This window comes from Pseudomonas sp. PSKL.D1 (genome assembly GCF_028898945.1).
Lineage (GTDB): Bacteria > Pseudomonadota > Gammaproteobacteria > Pseudomonadales > Pseudomonadaceae > Aquipseudomonas.
In genome coordinates, this window is the sequence record NZ_CP118607.1 from 4,856,449 (window position 1) to 4,875,298 (window position 18,850).

An 18,850-nucleotide genomic window follows, 5' to 3' on the forward strand; every position below is an offset into this window, starting at 1 on the left:
CGCTTAGCGAGTGGTTACCTCGGTAGCAGCGAAGAAGTAAGCGATTTCACGAGCAGCAGCAGCTTCGGAGTCCGAACCGTGAACGGCGTTGGCGTCGATCGACTCGGCGAAGTCAGCGCGGATGGTGCCGGCAGCGGCTTCTTTAGGGTTGGTAGCGCCCATCAGCTCACGGTTCAGAGCGATGGCGTTTTCGCCTTCCAGAACCTGAACAACAACCGGGCCGGAAGTCATGAAGGCAACCAGGTCACCGAAGAAGCCGCGCTCGCTGTGCTCAGCGTAGAAGCCTTCGGCTTCGGCTTTGGACAGTTGCTTGATTTTCGAGGCAACGATTTTCAGGCCAGCTTCTTCGAAGCGAGTGGTGATCTTGCCGATAACGTTTTTGGCAACGGCGTCAGGCTTGATGATCGAGAAAGTACGTTGAACAGCCATGGAAAACTCCAGAAATATGAGTGTTACGAAAAATTAAACCCGCGAATTATACGCGGGTTCCAGGGGATTGCCTAACCTGCAGCGTCACGCTTAGTCGGCTTCGTCAATCCAGGCCGCCTGGATGGCCTCGAGCACTTTCTCACCGCCGCGTGACGGATCGTCGCTGAACTCTGGCAAAGCTAGCACCCAGCGGTGCAGATCGACGAAATTCACATAACGAGGATCGACGTCCGGCTTGCTTTCTGCAAGCTGAATGGCGATCTCAAGTACATCAATCCATTTCAGGCTCATGCGGATAACCTCAGTGCGGCGCTTCGGCGGCGTGGTTGAGCGAGTACTTGGGGATCTCGATCGTCAGGTCTTCATCCCCCACCACCACCTGGCAACCCAGGCGCGACTGCGCTTCCAGGCCCCAAGCCTTGTCCAGCATGTCCTCTTCGAGTTCGTCTGCCTCTTCGAGCGAGTCGAAGCCCTTGCGCACGATGCAATGGCACGTGGTGCAAGCCTTCACGCCGCCGCAGGCGCTTTCCATCTCGATGTGATGGTCGTGGGCCAGCTCCAGGATGTTGGTCCCGGCGGGCACTTCCACGGTCAGCCCCTCGGGGCAGAATTTCTCATGCGGCAGGAATGTCACCAGCGGCATCGGTTACTCCTCGATCTCATTCAGGTTGCGCCCGGCCAGTGCGGCTTTGACCGTCGAATCAAGGCGACGGGCGGCAAATGCATCGGTCACCTGCGACAGACGCTTGGTCTGCTGCTCGATGGCTGCGCCATCAGTGCCGTTGAGCAAATCACGTAGTTCTTGCATCTGGTATTCGATGGCCACGCGCTCGTCTTCGCTGAGCAAGCGCTCACCGTCGGCCTCCAGCGCACCCTGCACGGCTTCGAGCAGGCGCTCGCCGTCGACCTGGTGTTCGCGCAACTGGCGCGCCTGCTTGTCGGAGCCGGCGTGCTCGAAGGAGTCCTTGAGCATGCGCGCAATCTCGCCATCGGTCAGGCCGTAGGACGGCTTGACCTGAATGCTGGCCTCCACACCCGAACCCAGTTCGCGGGCAGCCACGCTGAGCAGGCCGTCAGCATCGACCTGGAAGGTGACGCGAATCTTCGCGGCACCGGCAACCATGGCAGGAATGCCCCGCAACTCGAAACGTGCCAGGGAACGGCAGTCGCTGATCAGCTCGCGCTCACCCTGCAGCACATGAATCATCATGGCCGACTGGCCATCTTTGTAGGTGGTGAACTCCTGGGCACGCGCCACCGGAATGGTGGTGTTGCGCGGGATCACCTTCTCCATCAGGCCGCCCATGGTCTCAAGGCCAAGCGACAGCGGAATGACGTCGAGAAGCAGCAATTCGCCACCTTCGCGGCGGTTACCGGCCAGGGTGTCAGCCTGAATGGCAGCACCAATGGCTACAACCTGATCCGGGTCGATCGAGGTCAGCGGAGTGCGACCAAAAAGCGCACCCACGGCCTCACGCACACGCGGGACGCGGGTCGAGCCGCCAACCATCACCACGGCGCCGACCTCTTCCAGCTCGATACCGCTGTCGCGCACGGCGCGGCGGCAGGCCTTGAGGCTGCGAGCAACAAGCGGCTCGATCATGGCTTCGAATGCAGAGCGGCTGAGTTCACCCTGCCAATTGCCATGGGTGACGCTGACCACATCAGTGTCGGTCAGGGCTTCTTTGGCGGCGCAGGCAGCTTGCAGCAACTGGCGCTGAGTAGACGGGTCAAGATTGGCCGACAGCCCGGCCCGCTCGATGATCCAGCCGGCAATGGCATGGTCGAAATCGTCGCCACCCAGTGCAGTATCACCACCTGTGGCCAGCACTTCGAACACACCGGCAGTCAGGCGCAGGATGGAAATATCAAAGGTGCCGCCGCCCAGGTCGTAGATGGCAACCAGGCCTTCGGCATTCTGGTCCAGGCCATAGGCCACAGCTGCGGCGGTCGGCTCGTTGAGCAAGCGCAGCACGTTGAGGCCAGCCAGCTTGGCGGCGTCCTTGGTGGCTTGGCGCTGGGCATCGTCGAAATAGGCCGGCACGGTGATCACGGCACCGACCAGGTCGCCACCCAAGGTGGCTTCAGCGCGCTCGCGCAGCACCTTGAGGATGTCGGCTGACACTTGCACCGGGCTTTTTGCACCCTGAACGGTGTCGATGAACGGCATGTGCGACTCACCGCCAATGAAGCGGTACGGCAGCTGCTCACCCAGTTGCTTGACGTCGGCCAGGCCGCGCCCCATCAGGCGCTTCACCGAGAGCACGGTGTTCAGCGGGTCGCTGGAGGCAGCTTCACGCGCGCTCAGCCCGACTTCCTGGCGATCAGCCAGATAGCGCACGGCAGACGGCAGAATGACATTACCCTGCGCATCAGGCAGGGGCTCGCTGCGACCGCTGCGTACGGCAGCGACCAGAGAATTGGTGGTGCCCAAGTCGATCCCCACCGCCAGGCGGCGCTGGTGTGGCTGGGGGCTTTGACCGGGTTCGGCAATCTGCAGTAGGGCCATGCTTATCTGAATACCTTAGGCGTCATCACGGGCGACACCGGGTTAATCGTCGAGGCGCTCTTCCAGTTGGCGCACTTCTTGGGCGAGCTTGTCGAGGAACTGCATGCGGCGCATCAGGCGTTCGGCCTTGTCGCGCTCGGCAGGCACATCCCAGCAGGCGGCGAAGTCTTCGTTGAGTGCGTCCTGTGCAGCTTTCAGCCGCTTCTTGAACACCGCAACGCCGTCGAGGTCGGCTTCGTCCTGCAGCTCTTCGAGCTCTTCACGCCACTGCATCTGCTGCAGCAGGAAGTCCGGGTCATGGACCGTGACTTCCTGTGGCACTTCGTGGCCACTGATAGCCAGCAGGTAGCGGGCACGGCGCGGCGCGCTGCGCAAGGTCTGGTAGGCGTCGTTGAGGGCCGCGGACTTTTCCAGCGCTACCCGTTGCTCACGCTCGGAGGCGTCGGCAAAACGGTCCGGGTGGACTTCGCGGGCCAGCTCGCGGTAGCGAGTGGCCAGCTTGTCAAGGTCCAGGCGGAAGCACGGCTGGAGGTCAAATAGAGCGAAATGACAAGGAGTACCCACAGCCAGCCTCAAACGTTGAAGCTTTCGCCGCAGCCACACTCACCGCGCACGTTGGGGTTGTTGAACTTGAAGCCTTCGTTCAACCCTTCCTTGACGAAGTCCAGCTCGGTGCCATCGAGGTACACCAGGCTTTTGGGATCGATGATCACCTTGACGCCATGGTTCTCGAACACCTGATCCTCTTCGGCGAGCTCGTCAACGAACTCCAGCACGTAGGCCAGGCCCGAGCAGCCGGTGGTGCGCACGCCCAGGCGAATACCTTCACCTTTGCCGCGCCCGTCAAGGGAGCGGCGAATGTGGTTGGCGGCGGCTTCTGTCATGCTGATAGCCATCGGAACTCCTTAGCTCTTGTGCAACAGGCGGCTTAGATCAAGCCTTTCTTCTGCTTGTAATCGCGTACAGCTGCCTTGATGGCATCTTCGGCGAGAACCGAGCAGTGGATCTTCACCGGCGGCAGCGCCAGTTCTTCCGCCAGCTGGGTGTTCTTGATGGTTTCGGCTTCGTCCAGGGTCTTGCCCTTCATCCACTCAGTGGCCAAGGAGCTGGAAGCAATGGCCGAACCGCAGCCGTAGGTCTTGAACTTGGCGTCTTCGATAACGCCCTGCTCGTTGACCTTGATCTGCAGACGCATCACGTCACCGCACGCCGGGGCGCCGACCATACCGGTACCGACATCCGGGTCTTCGGCATTCATTTTGCCGACGTTGCGTGGGTTTTCGTAGTGGTCGATGACCTTTTCACTGTATGCCATGGTGCAATTCCTTCCTCATCAGGGAGCCGCTCTTGCCGGCGACTGCTTAGTGGGCGGCCCACTCGATCTTGGAGATGTCAACGCCGTCTTTGTACATGTCCCACAGCGGCGACAGCTCACGCAGTTTGTTTACCGCTTCGCAGACTTTCTGCGCGGCGTAGTCGACTTCTTCTTCGGAGGTGAAACGGCCGAAGGAGAAGCGGATCGAGCTGTGCGCCAGCTCGTCGTTACGGCCCAGAGCACGCAGTACATAGGACGGCTCGAGCGAAGCGGAGGTGCACGCCGAACCGGACGATACGGCGATGTCCTTCAGGGACATCAGCAGCGACTCGCCTTCGACGTAGTTGAAGCTCAGGTTCAGGTTGTGCGGCACGCGGGCAGTCTGGCTGCCGTTGACGTACAGCTCCTCAAGGTCCGAGACCTGCTTGAAGAAGCGGTCGCTCAGGGCCTTGATGCGCACGTTCTCGGCGGCCATTTCCTGCTTGGCGATGGCGAAGGCCTCGCCCATGCCGACGATCTGGTGAGTTGGCAGGGTGCCCGAACGCATGCCGCGCTCATGGCCACCGCCGTGAATGATGGCTTCCAGGCGCACGCGCGGCTTGCGGCTGACGTACAGAGCGCCGATACCTTTAGGGCCGTAGACTTTGTGTGCCGAGAACGACATCAAGTCGACTTTCAGCTTCTGCAGGTCGATTTCGACCTTGCCGGCCGACTGCGCAGCATCAACGTGGAACAGCACACCGCGGGCGCGGGTCAGTTCACCGATGGCCGCGATGTCGTTGATCGAGCCAACTTCGTTGTTCACGTGCATCAACGAAACCAGGATGGTGTCGTCACGCAGCACGGCCTCAACCATGGCTGGGGTGACGATGCCGTCTTCGCCCGGCTCCAGGTAGGTAACTTCGAAACCTTCACGCTCGAGCTGGCGAGCGGTATCCAGGACCGCCTTGTGCTCGATCTTGGAGGTGATGATGTGCTTGCCCTTGGTCTGATAGAAGTGCGCCACGCCTTTCAGGGCGAGGTTGTCGGACTCGGTGGCACCGCTGGTCCAGACGATTTCGCGCGGGTCGGCGTTGATCAACTCGGCAACCTGACGACGACCGTTCTCGACCGCTTCTTCGGCCTTCCAGCCGAATACGTGGGAGCGCGAAGCCGGGTTACCGAAGTTGCCGTCAACCAGCAGGCAGTCGGCCATCTTCTGGGCAACACGCGGGTCGACCGGCGTGGTAGCGGAGTAATCGAGGTAAATCGGCAACTTCATGGGTATCTCCTATCAGGCGGTTGGCGTCGGCTCATCGCACGGTTCAGTCGACGGCGGACGTCTCAATCTTGTCCAGCTGGGCGGTACGGCCCGCGACACGGCGCAGGTCCTGACGCTGGGCGACTTCCTGCACCTCACGGCGCATGACGAGGTCGGCCAGGCTGATGCCGCTGAGGAATTCGTGGATCTGCTGGCTGAGGTCGCACCACAAGTGGTGGGTCAGGCAGGTGTCACCGGCATGGCAATCCCCGAGGCCCTGGCAACGGGTGGCATCGACCGATTCGTTGACCGCATCGATGACCTGGGCCACCTGGATGGTTTCCATGCCGCGCGACAACTGGTAGCCACCGCCCGGCCCGCGCACACTGGAGACCAGACTGCTGCGGCGCAGCTTGGCGAACAGCTGTTCCAGATAAGAAAGGGAAATGCCCTGGCGCTCGGAAATGTCGGCCAAAGACACCGGCCCATGCTGCGCGTGCAACGCCAGGTCAAGCATGGCGGTCACGGCGTATCGGCCTTTGGTAGTCAGTCGCATGGCTAATGGGTACCACGGGAGTTACAGGATGTGTGCGAGTATGCGATTCCCGAGCATTTAAGTCAACTATAAGACCTACTGCTTTAGTCGGGTTTGCATCGGGGAGGCGGGCGCGATTGTAGCAGCAAAGGGGCGTGAGCACACGCCCCATGTGTCGGTATGCCAGCAGCGCGGCGTAATCAATGCGGCTGAGTGTCGCGCCGAGAGGCCTGCGCAGCTTCGCTGAAGTCATCTTCCGGCAGGGCTGGAAGCTCCTTGGCGCAATAGTCACTGCCCATCTTGGTCAGGGCGCCACACATGCCCTCCAGGCGCTCGTCTACCGCCTGCAGGTGGTCGAGCATCTGCCCGATGGCACGGGCAACGGGGTCGGGCATATCGCCACTTACGCCGTAGGCATCGAAGCCGATCTTTTCCGCCATGGCCTTGCGCCGGGCTTCAAGCTCGCTGTCTTCGGCCTTGACGATGATCCGGCCGGGGATACCCACCGCAGTTGCGCCTGCCGGCACAGCCTTGGTCACCACCGCATTGGACCCGATCTTGGCGCCGGCACCAACCGTGAAAGGCCCGAGCACCTTGGCGCCCGCCCCCACCACAACACCGTTTTCCAGGGTCGGGTGACGCTTGCCTTTATTCCAGCTGGTACCGCCCAGGGTCACACCTTGATAAAGGGTGACGTCATCACCGATTTCGGCGGTTTCACCAATGACGATGCCCATGCCGTGGTCGATGAAGAAGCGCCGACCAATGGTGGCACCCGGATGGATCTCGATACCGGTCATCCAGCGGCCGAAGTTCGACACCAGGCGCGCCAGCCACTTGAAATCGCGGCGCCACAGGGCATTGCCCAACCGATGCAGCCAGATGGCATGCATGCCGGGGTAGCAGGTCAGCACCTCGAAGGCGTTACGCGCCGCCGGGTCACGATGGAACACACTCTGGATATCTTCACGCAGACGTTCGAACATCTGTCAGCCCTTCCTTTTATGCGGCTCACCCCGTGCGACCTTCTGGGTCTCGGTGAGGATGCCGCGCAAAATGCTCATTTCCGGACGCTCGACCGAGCTTCGCCCATACAGCCGGCGCAGGCGCGCCATCAGGTGCTTGGGTTTTGCCGGATCAAGGAAGCCAATGTCCACCAGGGTTTTTTCCAGGTGGTCATAGAACAGCTCCATTTCATCCATGGTCGCCAGCTCGCTGGCGTCACCCTTCTCGACTTGCGGCGCCGAACCCTCCGCTGCCAGCCAGGCCATGCGCACCTCGTAAGAGAGCACTTGTACGGCGGCAGCGAGGTTAAGCGAGCTGAAATCGGGATTGGAGGGAATGTGCACATGGAAGTGACATCGCTGCAGTTCTTCATTAGTCAGGCCGGCATGCTCGCGCCCGAACACCAGGGCGATCTCTTCGCCCTTGGTGGCGTGTTCCACAGCCTTGGCCCCGCACTCGCGGGGACCGATCAACGGCCAGGGGATGCTGCGCTCACGCGCACTGGTACCCATGACCAGGCTGCAACCGACCAGTGCGTCTTCGAGGCTTTCGACCACCTGCGCACCGGCCAGCACATCATCGGCACCCGAGGCACGCGCACTGGCTTCGCTGGAGGGGAAGTCTTTTGGCTGCACCAGCACCAGACGCGACAAGCCCATGTTTTTCATGGCACGCGCAGCGCCGCCGATGTTGCCGGGGTGGCTGGTATTGACCAGAACAACACGAATATTTTGCAGCAAGGTGTTGTGCTCACAGATGCGGTTTTTGAGGGTTACGATCTTACAGAACCGACCAGCGTAACGCCATGAAAGCAAATGTGACACTTCAGCCGACAAATTTTTCTGCTAGAATGTGCGGCTTTCTTCTTTAACATCTCCAGGTGACCCCCCCATGCAGCCTATGCTGAATATCGCCCTGCGCGCCGCTCGCAGCGCCAGTGAACTGATTTTCCGCTCCATCGAACGCCTGGATACCATCAAGGTCGACGAGAAAGAGGCTAAGGACTACGTCTCCGAGGTTGATCGCGCCGCCGAGCAGAGCATCGTCAACGCCCTGCGCAAAGCCTACCCGAACCACTCCATCCAGGGCGAAGAAACCGGCCTGCACGCCGGCACCGGCGAAGAAGGCAAGGACTACCTGTGGATCATCGACCCGCTCGATGGCACCACCAACTTCCTGCGCGGCATCCCGCACTTCGCCGTCAGCATCGCTTGCAAATACCGTGGTCGCCTTGAGCACGCCGTGATCGTCGACCCGGTTCGCCAGGAAGAATTCACCGCCAGCCGTGGCCGTGGCGCACAACTGAATGGTCGCCGCCTGCGCGTGAGCTCGCGCACCAGCCTGGAAGGCGCCCTGCTGGGTACCGGCTTCCCGTTCCGTGACAACCAGATGGCTGACATGGACAACTACCTGGGCATGTTCCGCGCACTGACCGGCCAGACCGCCGGCATCCGCCGTGCCGGCTCCGCCTCGCTGGACCTGGCCTACGTTGCCGCCGGCCGTTTCGATGCCTTCTGGGAATCGGGCCTGTCCGAGTGGGACATGGCTGCGGGCGTACTGCTGATTCAGGAAGCAGGCGGCCTGGTCAGCGACTTCAACGGTGGCCACGACTTCCTCGACAAAGGCCACATCGTTGCCGGCAACATCAAGTGCTTCAAGGCCGTGCTGACTGCCATTCAGCCGCATCTGCCAGAGCACATGAAGCGCTAAGCGCGGATTGCAGGCATCAAAAAGCGCCCCTCGGGGCGCTTTTTTTTGGCAGGCGGTTTTGTGCCTGCCTCACTGGCCTCATCGCGGATAAATCCGCTCCTACAGACGGCACACCCTGTAGGAGCGGATTTATCCGCGATGAGGCCAGTGCGACCAACATCAGTTCAGGATCACTCCCCGGCCTGGCTGAGAATCAACTTGCCATTCTTGTCCAGCGGAATGGTCGAACCCGGCTCGCGATCCATCTTCACCTTGCCTACCTGATCACCAATGGAATAGGTGACATTGTAGCCCACCACCTTCTCACTGATGTCATTCACTGTGTTGCAGCGAGTTTGCGTAGTGGTGTAGGTATCACGCTCCTGCATGCCCTCCTGGACCTTGTTACCGGCATAACCGCCACCGACCGCACCGGCCACGGTGGCAATCTTCTTGCCCGTGCCGCCGCCGATCTGGTTACCCAGCAAACCACCGGCAATGGCACCCACCACGGTACCGGCAATCTGGTGCTGGTCCTTGACCGGGGCCTGACGGGTTACCGTTACATCCTTGCAGACCTCACGCGGTGTCTTCACCTGCTGTTTGATCGGCTGAACATCGGTGACCTGGGCATACTCGGGGCCTTTGTTCACCAAGCTGTAGGTCGCCACAGCACCTCCGGCGGTTACACCGACAGCACCTAGTACCGCACCCACCAGCATTGATTTATTCACGTGAACCTCCTGATCGTACCCGCGGGGGCTACCCCGCCTTCTCCCAGCCTTGGAGCAAAAAAAAAGGCGCGAGTTCAACACTCGCGCCTTTCTGATCGCCGAACGGCGTAGGACCAGGCGTTACGGACGCTCGTCCACACCGTCAGTCTTGGCAGGAGGGATCAGGTCTTCACTGTTCAGGTTCAGCCAGATCAACACCACGTTGGCGATGTAGATCGACGAGTAGGTACCCGCCATGACGCCGATGAACAGCGCCAGGGAGAAGCCAAACAGGTTGTCGCCACCAAAGAACAGCAGCGCAGCAATGGCCAGCAGGGTCGACACTGAAGTGGCGATGGTGCGCAACAGGGTCTGGGTGGTCGAGACGTTGATATTCTCGATCAGCGAGGCCTTGCGCATTACACGGAAGTTCTCGCGCACACGGTCGAACACGACGATGGTGTCGTTGAGCGAGTAGCCGATGATGGCCAGTACCGCCGCCAGCACCGTCAGGTCGAAGGTGATCTGGAAGAACGACAGGATACCCAGAGTCACCACTACGTCGTGGATCAGCGAAACGATCGCGCCCACGGCGAATTTCCACTGGAAGCGGAAGGCCAGGTAAATAAGGATACCGCCCAACGCCAGCAGCATGCCCATGCCGCCCTGGTCGCGCAGTTCTTCACCCACCTGCGGGCCAACGAACTCGACACGCTTGATGGTGGCAGGGTTGTCGCCACCGGCAGCCTGCAGGGCCGCGGCAACCTTGTTACCCAGTTGCGGGTCATCACCCGGCATACGCACCAGCAGGTCGGTGGTGGCGCCGAAGCTCTGCACCACAGCCTCGTGGAAGCCCGAACTCACCAGCTCGGTACGCACCTTTTGCAGGTCGGCCGGGCGCTCGTAGGTCAGCTCGATCAGCGTACCGCCGGTGAAATCCAGGCCAAAGTTAAGGCCCTTCTGCCACCAGCTGAACAGTGCCAGCACGGTGAGGAGCACGGTAATGCCGAACGCGACATTACGTACACCCATGAAGTTGATGGTTTTCATGTCAGCTCCTCAAACCCACAGCTTCTTGATGTCACGCCCGCCACAGGTCAGGTTGACCATGGCGCGGGTCACCATGACGGCGGTGAACATCGAGGTGAAAATCCCGAGGGACATGGTGACGGCAAAGCCCTTGACCGGGCCGGTACCCATGGCGAACAGGATACCGCCGACCAGCAGACTGGTCAGGTTGGCGTCGATGATCGCGGTATAGGCACGGTTGAAGCCTTCATGGATGGCGCGCTGCACCGACATGCCGGCCTTCAGCTCTTCGCGGATACGCGAGAAGATCAGCACGTTGGCGTCGACCGCCATACCCATGGTCAACACGATACCCGCAATACCCGGCAGGGTCAGGGTTGCGCCCAACAGCGACATCAGCGCCAGCAGCAGCACCATGTTGCCCGCCAGGGCAACGGTGGCGATCACGCCAAAGCCACGGTAGATGGCGATGATGAACAGCGAGACGAACAGCATGCCCCACAGGGAGGCGTCGATACCCTTGGTGATGTTGTCGGCACCCAGGCTTGGGCCGATGGTACGCTCTTCAGCGAAGTACATCGGCGCGGCCAGGCCACCGGCACGCAGCAGCAGGGCCAGTTCGGACGATTCGCCCTGGCCATTCAGGCCGGTGATACGGAACTGGCTGCCCAGCGGCGACTGGATGGTCGCCAGGCTGATGATTTTCTTCTCTTCCTGGAAGCTTTGTACCGCCACTTCCTTCTCGACGCCGTCAACGGTCTGCTTGACGTAGCGGGTGACCGGCTTCTGCTCGATGAAGATCACCGCCATGCTGCGGCCCACGTTGGTGCGGGTAGCGCGACTCATCAGCTCGCCACCGTGGCCATCCAGGCGGATGTTCACCTGCGGGCGGCCATGCTCATCGAAGCTGGCCTGGGCGTCGGTAACCTGGTCACCGGTGATGATCAGGCCACGCTCGACCTGGGCAGAACGATTACCTTCACGGAATTCGAACACCTCGGTAGTGGCTTTCGACGCACCGGGTTCGGCACCAAAGCGGAACTCCAGGTTGGCGGTCTTGCCGAGAATACGCTTGGCTTCGGCAGTGTCCTGCACGCCTGGCAGCTCGACCACGATGCGGTTGGCGCCCTGGCGCTGTACCAGCGGCTCGGCCACGCCCAGCTCGTTCACCCGGTTACGCACGGTGGTGAGGTTCTGCTTGATCGAGTATTCGCGGATCTCGGCGACTTTCGCCTGAGTCAGCGCCAGACGCAGCACGGCGAGCTCGTTGCGCTCGTTGGTGGTCAGGTCGAAATCGTTGAAATTCTTGCGGATCAGGGCACGTGCCTGCTCGCGGGTGGCATCGTCACTGAAGCCCAGCATGATCCCGCCATCCTGCTGCGGCAGGCTGCGGTAGCGGATGCGCTCTTTGCGCAGCAAGGTCTTGACCTCGCCTTCATAGACTTTCATGCGGGCGCTCATGGCTTTGTCCATGTCCACTTCCAGCAGGAAGTGCACACCACCGGACAGGTCCAGGCCCAGCTTCATCGGGCTTGCGCCCAGGTTGCGCAGCCATTGCGGGGTAGTTTGGGCCAGGTTCAGGGCCACGACGTAATCATCGCCCAGTGCCTTGCGCACTACATCCTTGGCTGGCAGTTGGTCTTCCTGGTTGGTCAGGCGCACCAGCGCACTGCCCTTCTCGCCCAGGCTGCCGCTCTTCACGGTGATACCGGCATCGACCAGCGCCTTGGTGGCACGGTCAAGGTCGCCCTGGCTTACATGCAGCGCCGAGCTGGCACCGCTGATTTGCACGGCCGGGTCATCCGGGTAGAGGTTGGGAGCGGAATAAATAAAACCGACCGCCAGTACCAGCACGATCAGTGCGTATTTCCACAGAGGGTATTTGTTCAGCATCACGCCGCCCGTTCAAGACGCGGGGCGCTTTGCGCGCCCCGACTGGAAAAATGAAACCGGTAACTCAGATAGCCTTGAGCGTACCTTTTGGCAGGGTCGCGGCAATGGCGCCCTTCTGGAACTTCAGCTCGACGGTGTCGGACACTTCCAGTACCACGAAGTCATCGGAAACCTTGACGATCTTGCCGGCGATACCGCCGTTGGTGACAACTTCGTCACCTTTCTGCAAGTTGCTGAGCAGGTTCTTCTGCTCTTTGGCACGCTTGGCCTGCGGGCGCCAGATCATCAGGTAGAAGATGACCAGGAAACCAACCAGGAAGATCCACTCAAAACCGGTACCAGCTGGGCCGGCGGCCGGTGCAGCAGCGTCCGCGTAGGCGGCGGGGATGAAGAAGCTCATTGGGCACTCCTAATGTGAACTTTCTAATAATGGATGCGAACAGTCAGTCCAAAGGCGGCACAGGCAGCCCGCGTTTGGCGTAGAAGGCGTCGACAAAGGCGGCCAATTTACCCTGTTGAATAGCCTCGCGTAAACCGGCCATCAAGCGCTGGTAATGGCGCAAGTTGTGGATGGTATTCAGCATGCTGCTCAGCATTTCGCCGCACTTGTCCAGGTGATGGAGGTAAGCACGGGAGAAGTTGGTGCAGGTGTAGCAATCACAGGTCGGATCCAGCGGCGAATCATCGTGGCGATGGAACGCGTTGCGGATCTTGATCACCCCTGTATCGACGAACAGATGGCCGTTGCGCGCATTGCGCGTGGGCATCACGCAGTCGAACATGTCGACGCCGCGGCGCACACCCTCAACCAGATCTTCCGGTTTGCCTACCCCCATAAGGTAACGAGGTTTGTCAGCGGGCATTTGCGCCGGCAGGTAGTCCAGCACTTTGATCATTTCGTGCTTGGGCTCACCCACCGACAGGCCGCCGATGGCCAGGCCGTCGAAGTCGATGTTGACCAGCGCTTCGAGCGAGCGCATGCGCAGGTCTTGATACATTCCGCCCTGAACGATGCCGAACAGCGCAGCGGTGTTGTCACCGTGGGCGTTCTTAGAGCGCTGGGCCCAGCGCAGCGACAGCTCCATGGAGGTACGTGCCACGTCGTGCTCGGCCGGGTACGGGGTGCATTCGTCGAAGATCATGACGATGTCGGAGCCCAGATCGCGCTGCACCTGCATCGATTCTTCAGGGCCCATGAACACTTTCGAGCCATCGACCGGCGAGGCGAACGTCACGCCCTCTTCCTTGATCTTGCGCATGGCGCCCAGGCTGAACACCTGGAAACCACCGGAGTCGGTAAGGATCGGGCCTTTCCACTGCATGAAATCATGCAGGCCATTGTGCTTCTTGATCACCTCGGTGCCCGGGCGCAGCCACAGGTGGAAGGTGTTGCCGAGGATGATCTCGGCACCGATGGCCTCGATGTCACGCGGCAGCATGCCCTTGACCGTGCCGTAGGTGCCCACCGGCATGAACGCCGGGGTCTCGACCGTGCCACGGGGGAAAGTCAGCCGGCCACGACGGGCTTTGCCGTCAGTGGCCAGCAGTTCGAAGGACATTCGACAGGTGCGACTCATGCTTGATCCTCTGGGCCGCGGGGCGCCGGATTGCGGGTGATGAACATGGCATCACCGTAACTGAAGAAGCGGTAACCGTGCTCGACCGCCGCCGCATAGGCAGCCATGGTCTCGGGGTAACCGGCGAAGGCCGAGACCAGCATCAGCAGCGTGGACTCCGGCAAGTGGAAGTTGGTGACCAAGGCGTCGACCACATGGAACGGGCGACCCGGGTAGATGAAGATATCGGTGTCGCCGCTGAACGCCTTGAGCACGCCGTCGCGCGCAGCGCTTTCCAGCGAGCGCACGCTGGTGGTGCCGACCGCGATCACGCGGCCGCCACGGGCACGGCAGGCCTCGATGGCATCGACCACGTCCTGGCTCACTTCGAGCCACTCTTTATGCATGTGGTGGTCTTCGATCTTGTCGACCCGCACCGGCTGGAAGGTGCCGGCACCCACGTGCAAGGTGACGAAGGCGCGTTCAACGCCCTTGGCGGCGATTTTTTCCAGCAATGCTTCATCGAAGTGCAGGCCGGCAGTCGGCGCGGCTACCGCGCCAGCGCGCTCGGCGTAAACCGTCTGGTAACGCTCACGGTCGGCGCCCTCATCAGGGCGGTCGATGTAAGGCGGCAGCGGCATGTGGCCGACGCGGTCGAGCAGCGGCAGCACTTCTTCAGTGAAGCGCAGCTCGAACAACGTGTCGTGGCGGGCAACCATTTCGGCCTCGCCACCGCCATCGATAAGGATCATCGCGCCTTCTTTAGGCGCCTTGCTGGCACGCACATGGGCCAGCACACGATGGCTGTCGAGCACGCGCTCGACCAGCACTTCCAGCTTGCCGCCGGAAGCTTTCTGGCCAAACAGCCGCGCCGGGATGACCCGGGTGTTGTTGAACACCATCAGGTCGCCAGGCTGCAGGTACTCGAGCAAATCCGGGAATTGCTTGTGCGCCAACGCCCCGCTCGGCCCATCGAGGACCAGCAGACGGCTGCCATGGCGCTCGGCCAGCGGGTGGCGGGCGATCAGGGAATCGGGGAGTTCGAAAGAAAAATCGGCGACGCGCATGATGATGTTCGGGTTCGACAGGGCCGGGAAGTTTAGCCCAATGCGTGAAAATTGACCATGAAAGCCGATTGACCGACACGCGGCACCTCTCTATACTGCGCGCCACACGCCCTGATGGCGGAATTGGTAGACGCGGCGGATTCAAAATCCGTTTTCGAAAGGAGTGGGAGTTCGAGTCTCCCTCGGGGCACCAATACGTGTACATAGCCGTCCAATGACGGCTACGCAATACCCCTAAAGCCCGCTAACTGCGGGCTTTTTGGTCTCTGGGGTTCCACCCCCGTCCCTTGTCAGCCACTCTCTTTTTGGTACATTTTCTGTACAGATTCCAGTTCGAGGATTGGAGGTGTACAGATATGCCCCTCACCACCTTGCAAATCAAAGGCTCCAAGCCGACCGACAAGCAATACATGCTTGGTGATAGTTCGGGTCTTGGCCTACTGGTTCACCCCAACGGAAGCAAGTATTGGCATTTTCGGTACACCTTCCGTGGCCGAGCGATGAAGATGTCGCTCGGTGTCTGGCCGGTAGTGTCGCTACAGGAGGCTCGTGACAAGGCCGCAGAGTGCCGACGACTTGTGAAAAACGACATCAACCCGGGAGCAAAGGCTCGGGCTGATAAACGTGAAAAGCGAGAAGCCGGACTCAATACTTTCAAGCGCGCAGCTGAATACTGGTATCAGTTCAAAGCTGACTCTGGCCGCGCACGGGCGACACTGAAGAAGATTCGCGACTACCTAGACAAGGATCTCCTACCAGCGCTGGGCTCTAAGCAACTGGAGGAAATCACACGAGCTGACTGCGCTCGGTTGCAAGCCAGCATCGAAAAGCGTGGTGCTTTCAATGTTGCCGACAAAGCACGCACTTGGCTCAAGCAGATCTTCAGCCAGGCAATAGCGCGCGGATTGTGCGAGCACAATCCAGCTTCAGAGCTTCATACGATCGCTTTAGCACCTCCCCCACCCCAGCACTACCCCCACCTGCGCGAAAGCGAGCTTCCGGAATTCCTTCAAGCACTGAGCAAGACCACTAGCCGCCTACCTGCTCGAGTGGCCACCTGGATGGCTATCCTCACTGCCGCTCGCCCTGGCATGGTCCGCTATGCGACTTGGGAAGATATCGATTTTGAGGAAGGTACGTGGACCGTTCCGGCAGAGCGAATGAAGATGCGCCGGGATTACACTTCCCCACTCCCGAACCAGCTTCTTGCGATGCTGATCAAACTTCACCAACTAACCGGCCTCAGTCGCTATCTATTTCCCGGAAACGGTAATAAGCGCCCCGTGATCTGCGAGAACACGATCAACCTCGTCTTCGTGAAGATTGGCTATGAGGGGTGCATAGTGAGCCACGGTGTACGGCACACGGCGAGCACCCTGCTGCGGGAGCATGGATGGTTGAAGGATCATGTGGAAAGTCAGCTGGCCCATGTCGAAGGCGGCATTGCCGGTGAGTACAACCAAGCGCTGTACATGACACAAAGGCGAATCATGATGCAGTGGTACGCCGACTACCTCGACGCACTCCGGGAGGGGATGACCCTCAGCTTGCGTGATCAGTTTGACACCCGAGTCAATCAGTTTCTCTCCCACAAGGCGTCAGTGCTATTGGGCCCCAGTGCTAGTAGCGTTAATCGCTGCGAGCTGGAAGAACAACGCGGCGCGTATCAGCGATAGTTCGACCGTAAGGTCTTCGAGGCTTTGTTTTCCTCGCGGGTCCATCGAAACAGGGCTGCAAAGCCGCCCTGTTTCGATGGACCTCACCTAAAAATCAAAAAAGCCCAATCGGCCACTGGAAACTACGGGATTCCGTACACGCCCAATGCCATTTTCAACCACAAAATCCTGCGGGCGAGTCGCTTGACCCTCTTGGATTGCGGGCGTAGAAAAGACAGTGCAAAGGCTGTCGTTGACAGCACCCCAGGTGACCCGAGCCTTCAAGGTCACGCCGCTCGCGCGGTGGTTCAGCCCAAGTACGATTCGCATCCGGCAGCTCGTACGGTCACTACCCATGTGATGGATGCTCTTACACATATGGCCCTCGTGCGCCAGCTACACCGTACCTCGCTGCCCTGCAGCAACCTATCCGCTTGGCCGACTATTGCGCCAACCTGTGCCCGTCTCTTTCTTCTGGAAAGAGACGGGCACTTCTACCACTGCTGCAGCCCTGATCGCACAAGGCTTTGCGGCATTCCCCCTCGTGACAATCGGCGTGACAAACGCCGATGTCACCAGCAACAGCGCTGTAGATGATGGTGCCGCAGACCAAGGAATGGACTGCACCTGACTGACAGTCAGGTATGCCCCGGTCATCGCATTGCTGCTTGCACATGGCTCAGGATCTTCAGGCGCTGGTCTCGTCAGCCAGTGCTGCCTCCACCCGCCCACCGGTAACGGTGTTCAGGAGGCCAGATCATGAGATGCCCTTGCTCCCGGACGTAAGGAGCCGCCAGTCCCGCGAAGAGGACATTCCCCACAGGTCGCAGGGGCCTTGATCCCTGATAACACTCAACATTCTTGGCGGGATGACGTGGGGCGAGGATCGGAGAGCGGACGATGAGGTGACCGACATGGCATTGGTGGGTAGGCGTGACGGCCGTAATTTTGGGTACGGCAGACAATTGAGCTACGCAGGGCCGCAGGCACTGAAGGACATGTTCGGCGGCGGTCATTACGGCACGGTCAAGGCGCACACTGATCGGTGGCAGGCATTCGTGAAGTGGTGCCGCTCCGAACAGGGGCCCGGTATCAATGATGCGCGGCACATTGATCGGAAGGTGCTGTCCGATTATGCGGCGCATCTGCGCGACGTGGTTAGGCGCGGTGACCTCGCCATCAGCACGGCACAAAATCGGCTTTCCAGCGTTAACAGGACCATGGCAGCGCTTCGCGGTGATCAGTACGTGAAGTTGCCCAGCCCGAGCAAGGCGTTGGGTATGCAGCGCACCGGGGTTCGCCACTCAGTACCAGAGGGCCAGGACCGCAAGCAGGTTATGCAGATCGTCGATGCGCTTTGCCGCCATCATCAACAACGGGCCGCCGCGATCGTTCTGCTGACGCGAGCCACCGGCATGCGCCTGCGTGAGGCCATTTTGGCTGACCTGCCACGGTTAAATCGTGAGGCTCAAGACATTGGCAAGATCAACATTCAGGACGGCACCAAGGGCGGCCGTGCCGGTGCAACGGCCCCCCGTTGGATAGCAGTGGACGACCATGTTCGTGGTGCACTTGAGTTTGCACGGCAGGTGTCGCCAGTGGGAAGCCACAACCTGATTGAGCGAAACAAAAGCTACCTGGATTTTCTGCAAGAAATCATCCGCCCTGCGCGGGACATCCTGCATGCGCACAATCTCAATGGCTTCCACGAGCTACGAGCGGCGTATGCCTGTGAGCGCTACGAGCAGATCACCCAACACCCCGCGCCAATCAATGGTGGCCAATGTTGCCAGGTAGATAGGAACCTTGATCGCGAGGCCCGGAGGCGAATTAGTTATGAGCTTGGGCACGGTCGGATCGACGTGGTCGCGGCCTACATTGGAGGGCGGACATGAGCAAGCCATTCAATATGGAGTTGTTCTTGGCTGGCGTGCTGATCGGGTCGCACGCGACGCGGCAACGCCACTTGCGGCAGGCAACGCTTATCCAAGCTGAAATTGCAGATCGCTGGCAGCGAAAGACGCCTTGGGCCTGGCAGAGAAAGCATTTGGCGTGGTTCCTTGAACATCGCCTAGATCGGCGAAGTAGGATGACCCGGTATTACTACTTTCTAACTATACGGTTACTCGTTCGCCGCTTACAAAAAACATGGGTGTTTAACCTCTGAGCGAGGATCTGATTTTGATAGGCAGGACTGATTGAAATCGACCCGTAG

General features: G+C 60.4%; 21 protein-coding genes and 1 tRNA gene. 5 read left to right on the forward strand and 17 right to left on the reverse strand.

All coding sequences use genetic code 11. The features are described from left to right. Window positions 1-3 precede the first annotated feature (3 nt). The 11 genes from ndk to trmJ all read right to left on the reverse strand — a co-directional run bounded on the left by ndk (window position 4) and on the right by trmJ (window position 7,773). A complete protein-coding gene (gene ndk, locus PVV54_RS21695) occupies window positions 4-429 on the reverse strand; it encodes a nucleoside-diphosphate kinase (protein WP_012316140.1) in 426 nt (141 codons plus the stop codon). A 90-nt stretch (window positions 430-519) separates the two neighbouring features. Beyond that, a complete protein-coding gene (iscX, locus tag PVV54_RS21700) occupies window positions 520-720 on the reverse strand; it encodes a Fe-S cluster assembly protein IscX (protein WP_110699949.1) in 201 nt (66 codons plus the stop codon). A 10-nt stretch (window positions 721-730) separates the two neighbouring features. After that, window positions 731-1,072: an ISC system 2Fe-2S type ferredoxin gene (gene fdx, locus PVV54_RS21705; protein ID WP_274907205.1), complete on the reverse strand. Its 342-nt coding sequence runs from the start codon at window positions 1,070-1,072 to the stop codon at window positions 731-733. 3 nt (window positions 1,073-1,075) lie between these two features. Next, a complete protein-coding gene (gene hscA / locus PVV54_RS21710) occupies window positions 1,076-2,938 on the reverse strand; it encodes a Fe-S protein assembly chaperone HscA (protein ID WP_274907206.1) in 1,863 nt (620 codons plus the stop codon). Between the two features lie 42 nt (window positions 2,939-2,980). Then, window positions 2,981-3,502: a co-chaperone HscB gene (hscB, locus tag PVV54_RS21715; RefSeq protein WP_274907207.1), complete on the reverse strand. Its 522-nt coding sequence runs from the start codon at window positions 3,500-3,502 to the stop codon at window positions 2,981-2,983. Between the two features lie 8 nt (window positions 3,503-3,510). After that, window positions 3,511-3,834 (reverse strand): iron-sulfur cluster assembly protein IscA, encoded by a 324-nt coding sequence (gene iscA / locus PVV54_RS21720; protein ID WP_011532338.1) that lies wholly within the window; start codon window positions 3,832-3,834, stop codon window positions 3,511-3,513. A gap of 32 nt (window positions 3,835-3,866) precedes the next feature. Further along, complete coding sequence (gene iscU, locus PVV54_RS21725) at window positions 3,867-4,253, reverse strand: Fe-S cluster assembly scaffold IscU (RefSeq protein WP_003248539.1); 387 nt, start codon at window positions 4,251-4,253, stop codon at window positions 3,867-3,869. A 46-nt stretch (window positions 4,254-4,299) separates the two neighbouring features. Beyond that, window positions 4,300-5,514 carry an IscS subfamily cysteine desulfurase gene (locus PVV54_RS21730; protein ID WP_274907208.1) on the reverse strand — a complete coding sequence of 405 codons (1,215 nt, stop codon included), beginning with the start codon at window positions 5,512-5,514 and terminating at the stop codon, window positions 4,300-4,302. Between the two features lie 43 nt (window positions 5,515-5,557). Next, on the reverse strand, window positions 5,558-6,049 hold the full coding sequence (iscR, locus tag PVV54_RS21735) for a Fe-S cluster assembly transcriptional regulator IscR (protein ID WP_008092572.1): 492 nt from the start codon (window positions 6,047-6,049) through the stop codon (window positions 5,558-5,560). Between the two features lie 179 nt (window positions 6,050-6,228). Further along, window positions 6,229-7,014 carry a serine O-acetyltransferase gene (gene cysE / locus PVV54_RS21740; RefSeq protein ID WP_274907209.1) on the reverse strand — a complete coding sequence of 262 codons (786 nt, stop codon included), beginning with the start codon at window positions 7,012-7,014 and terminating at the stop codon, window positions 6,229-6,231. Window positions 7,015-7,017: 3 nt separating this feature from the next. Beyond that, complete coding sequence (gene trmJ, locus PVV54_RS21745; RefSeq protein ID WP_274907210.1) at window positions 7,018-7,773, reverse strand: tRNA (cytosine(32)/uridine(32)-2'-O)-methyltransferase TrmJ; 756 nt, start codon at window positions 7,771-7,773, stop codon at window positions 7,018-7,020. A 151-nt stretch (window positions 7,774-7,924) separates the two neighbouring features. Between trmJ and suhB the strand changes: the two genes are divergently transcribed. After that, window positions 7,925-8,743, forward strand: a complete 819-nt coding sequence (gene suhB, locus PVV54_RS21750) for a type III secretion system regulator SuhB (RefSeq protein WP_060511426.1) — start codon at window positions 7,925-7,927, stop codon at window positions 8,741-8,743. 170 nt (window positions 8,744-8,913) lie between these two features. On the opposite strand, the gene PVV54_RS21755 is transcribed toward suhB, so the two are convergent. The 6 genes from PVV54_RS21755 to queA form a co-directional block, all read right to left on the reverse strand. Continuing rightward, the gene (locus tag PVV54_RS21755) at window positions 8,914-9,456 is read right to left on the reverse strand and encodes a glycine zipper 2TM domain-containing protein (RefSeq protein ID WP_274907211.1); all 543 of its coding nucleotides are present in this window, start codon (window positions 9,454-9,456) and stop codon (window positions 8,914-8,916) included. Between the two features lie 120 nt (window positions 9,457-9,576). After that, entirely contained in the window at window positions 9,577-10,485 is a 909-nt protein-coding gene (gene secF, locus PVV54_RS21760) for a protein translocase subunit SecF (RefSeq protein WP_274907212.1), read from the reverse strand. 9 nt (window positions 10,486-10,494) lie between these two features. Further along, a complete protein-coding gene (secD, locus tag PVV54_RS21765) occupies window positions 10,495-12,357 on the reverse strand; it encodes a protein translocase subunit SecD (RefSeq protein WP_274907213.1) in 1,863 nt (620 codons plus the stop codon). A gap of 64 nt (window positions 12,358-12,421) precedes the next feature. Then, window positions 12,422-12,757 (reverse strand): preprotein translocase subunit YajC, encoded by a 336-nt coding sequence (gene yajC, locus PVV54_RS21770; protein WP_003248556.1) that lies wholly within the window; start codon window positions 12,755-12,757, stop codon window positions 12,422-12,424. A gap of 43 nt (window positions 12,758-12,800) precedes the next feature. Then, complete coding sequence (tgt, locus tag PVV54_RS21775; protein WP_162144435.1) at window positions 12,801-13,916, reverse strand: tRNA guanosine(34) transglycosylase Tgt; 1,116 nt, start codon at window positions 13,914-13,916, stop codon at window positions 12,801-12,803. A 14-nt stretch (window positions 13,917-13,930) separates the two neighbouring features. Further along, a complete protein-coding gene (gene queA / locus PVV54_RS21780) occupies window positions 13,931-14,980 on the reverse strand; it encodes a tRNA preQ1(34) S-adenosylmethionine ribosyltransferase-isomerase QueA (RefSeq protein ID WP_274907214.1) in 1,050 nt (349 codons plus the stop codon). A 108-nt stretch (window positions 14,981-15,088) separates the two neighbouring features. Here queA and PVV54_RS21785 point away from each other — a divergent pair. The 4 genes from PVV54_RS21785 to PVV54_RS21800 all read left to right on the forward strand — a co-directional run bounded on the left by PVV54_RS21785 (window position 15,089) and on the right by PVV54_RS21800 (window position 18,802). Further along, window positions 15,089-15,173 (forward strand) — tRNA-Leu (locus tag PVV54_RS21785). A gap of 163 nt (window positions 15,174-15,336) precedes the next feature. Further along, window positions 15,337-16,656, forward strand: a complete 1,320-nt coding sequence (locus tag PVV54_RS21790) for a tyrosine-type recombinase/integrase (protein ID WP_274907215.1) — start codon at window positions 15,337-15,339, stop codon at window positions 16,654-16,656. 893 nt (window positions 16,657-17,549) lie between these two features. Beyond that, on the forward strand, window positions 17,550-18,530 hold the full coding sequence (locus PVV54_RS21795) for an integrase domain-containing protein (protein ID WP_274907216.1): 981 nt from the start codon (window positions 17,550-17,552) through the stop codon (window positions 18,528-18,530). Continuing rightward, a complete protein-coding gene (locus tag PVV54_RS21800) occupies window positions 18,527-18,802 on the forward strand; it encodes a hypothetical protein (protein WP_274907217.1) in 276 nt (91 codons plus the stop codon). Before PVV54_RS21795 ends, PVV54_RS21800 begins: the two co-directional genes overlap by 4 nt. The last annotated feature ends 48 nt before the right edge of the window (window positions 18,803-18,850 follow it).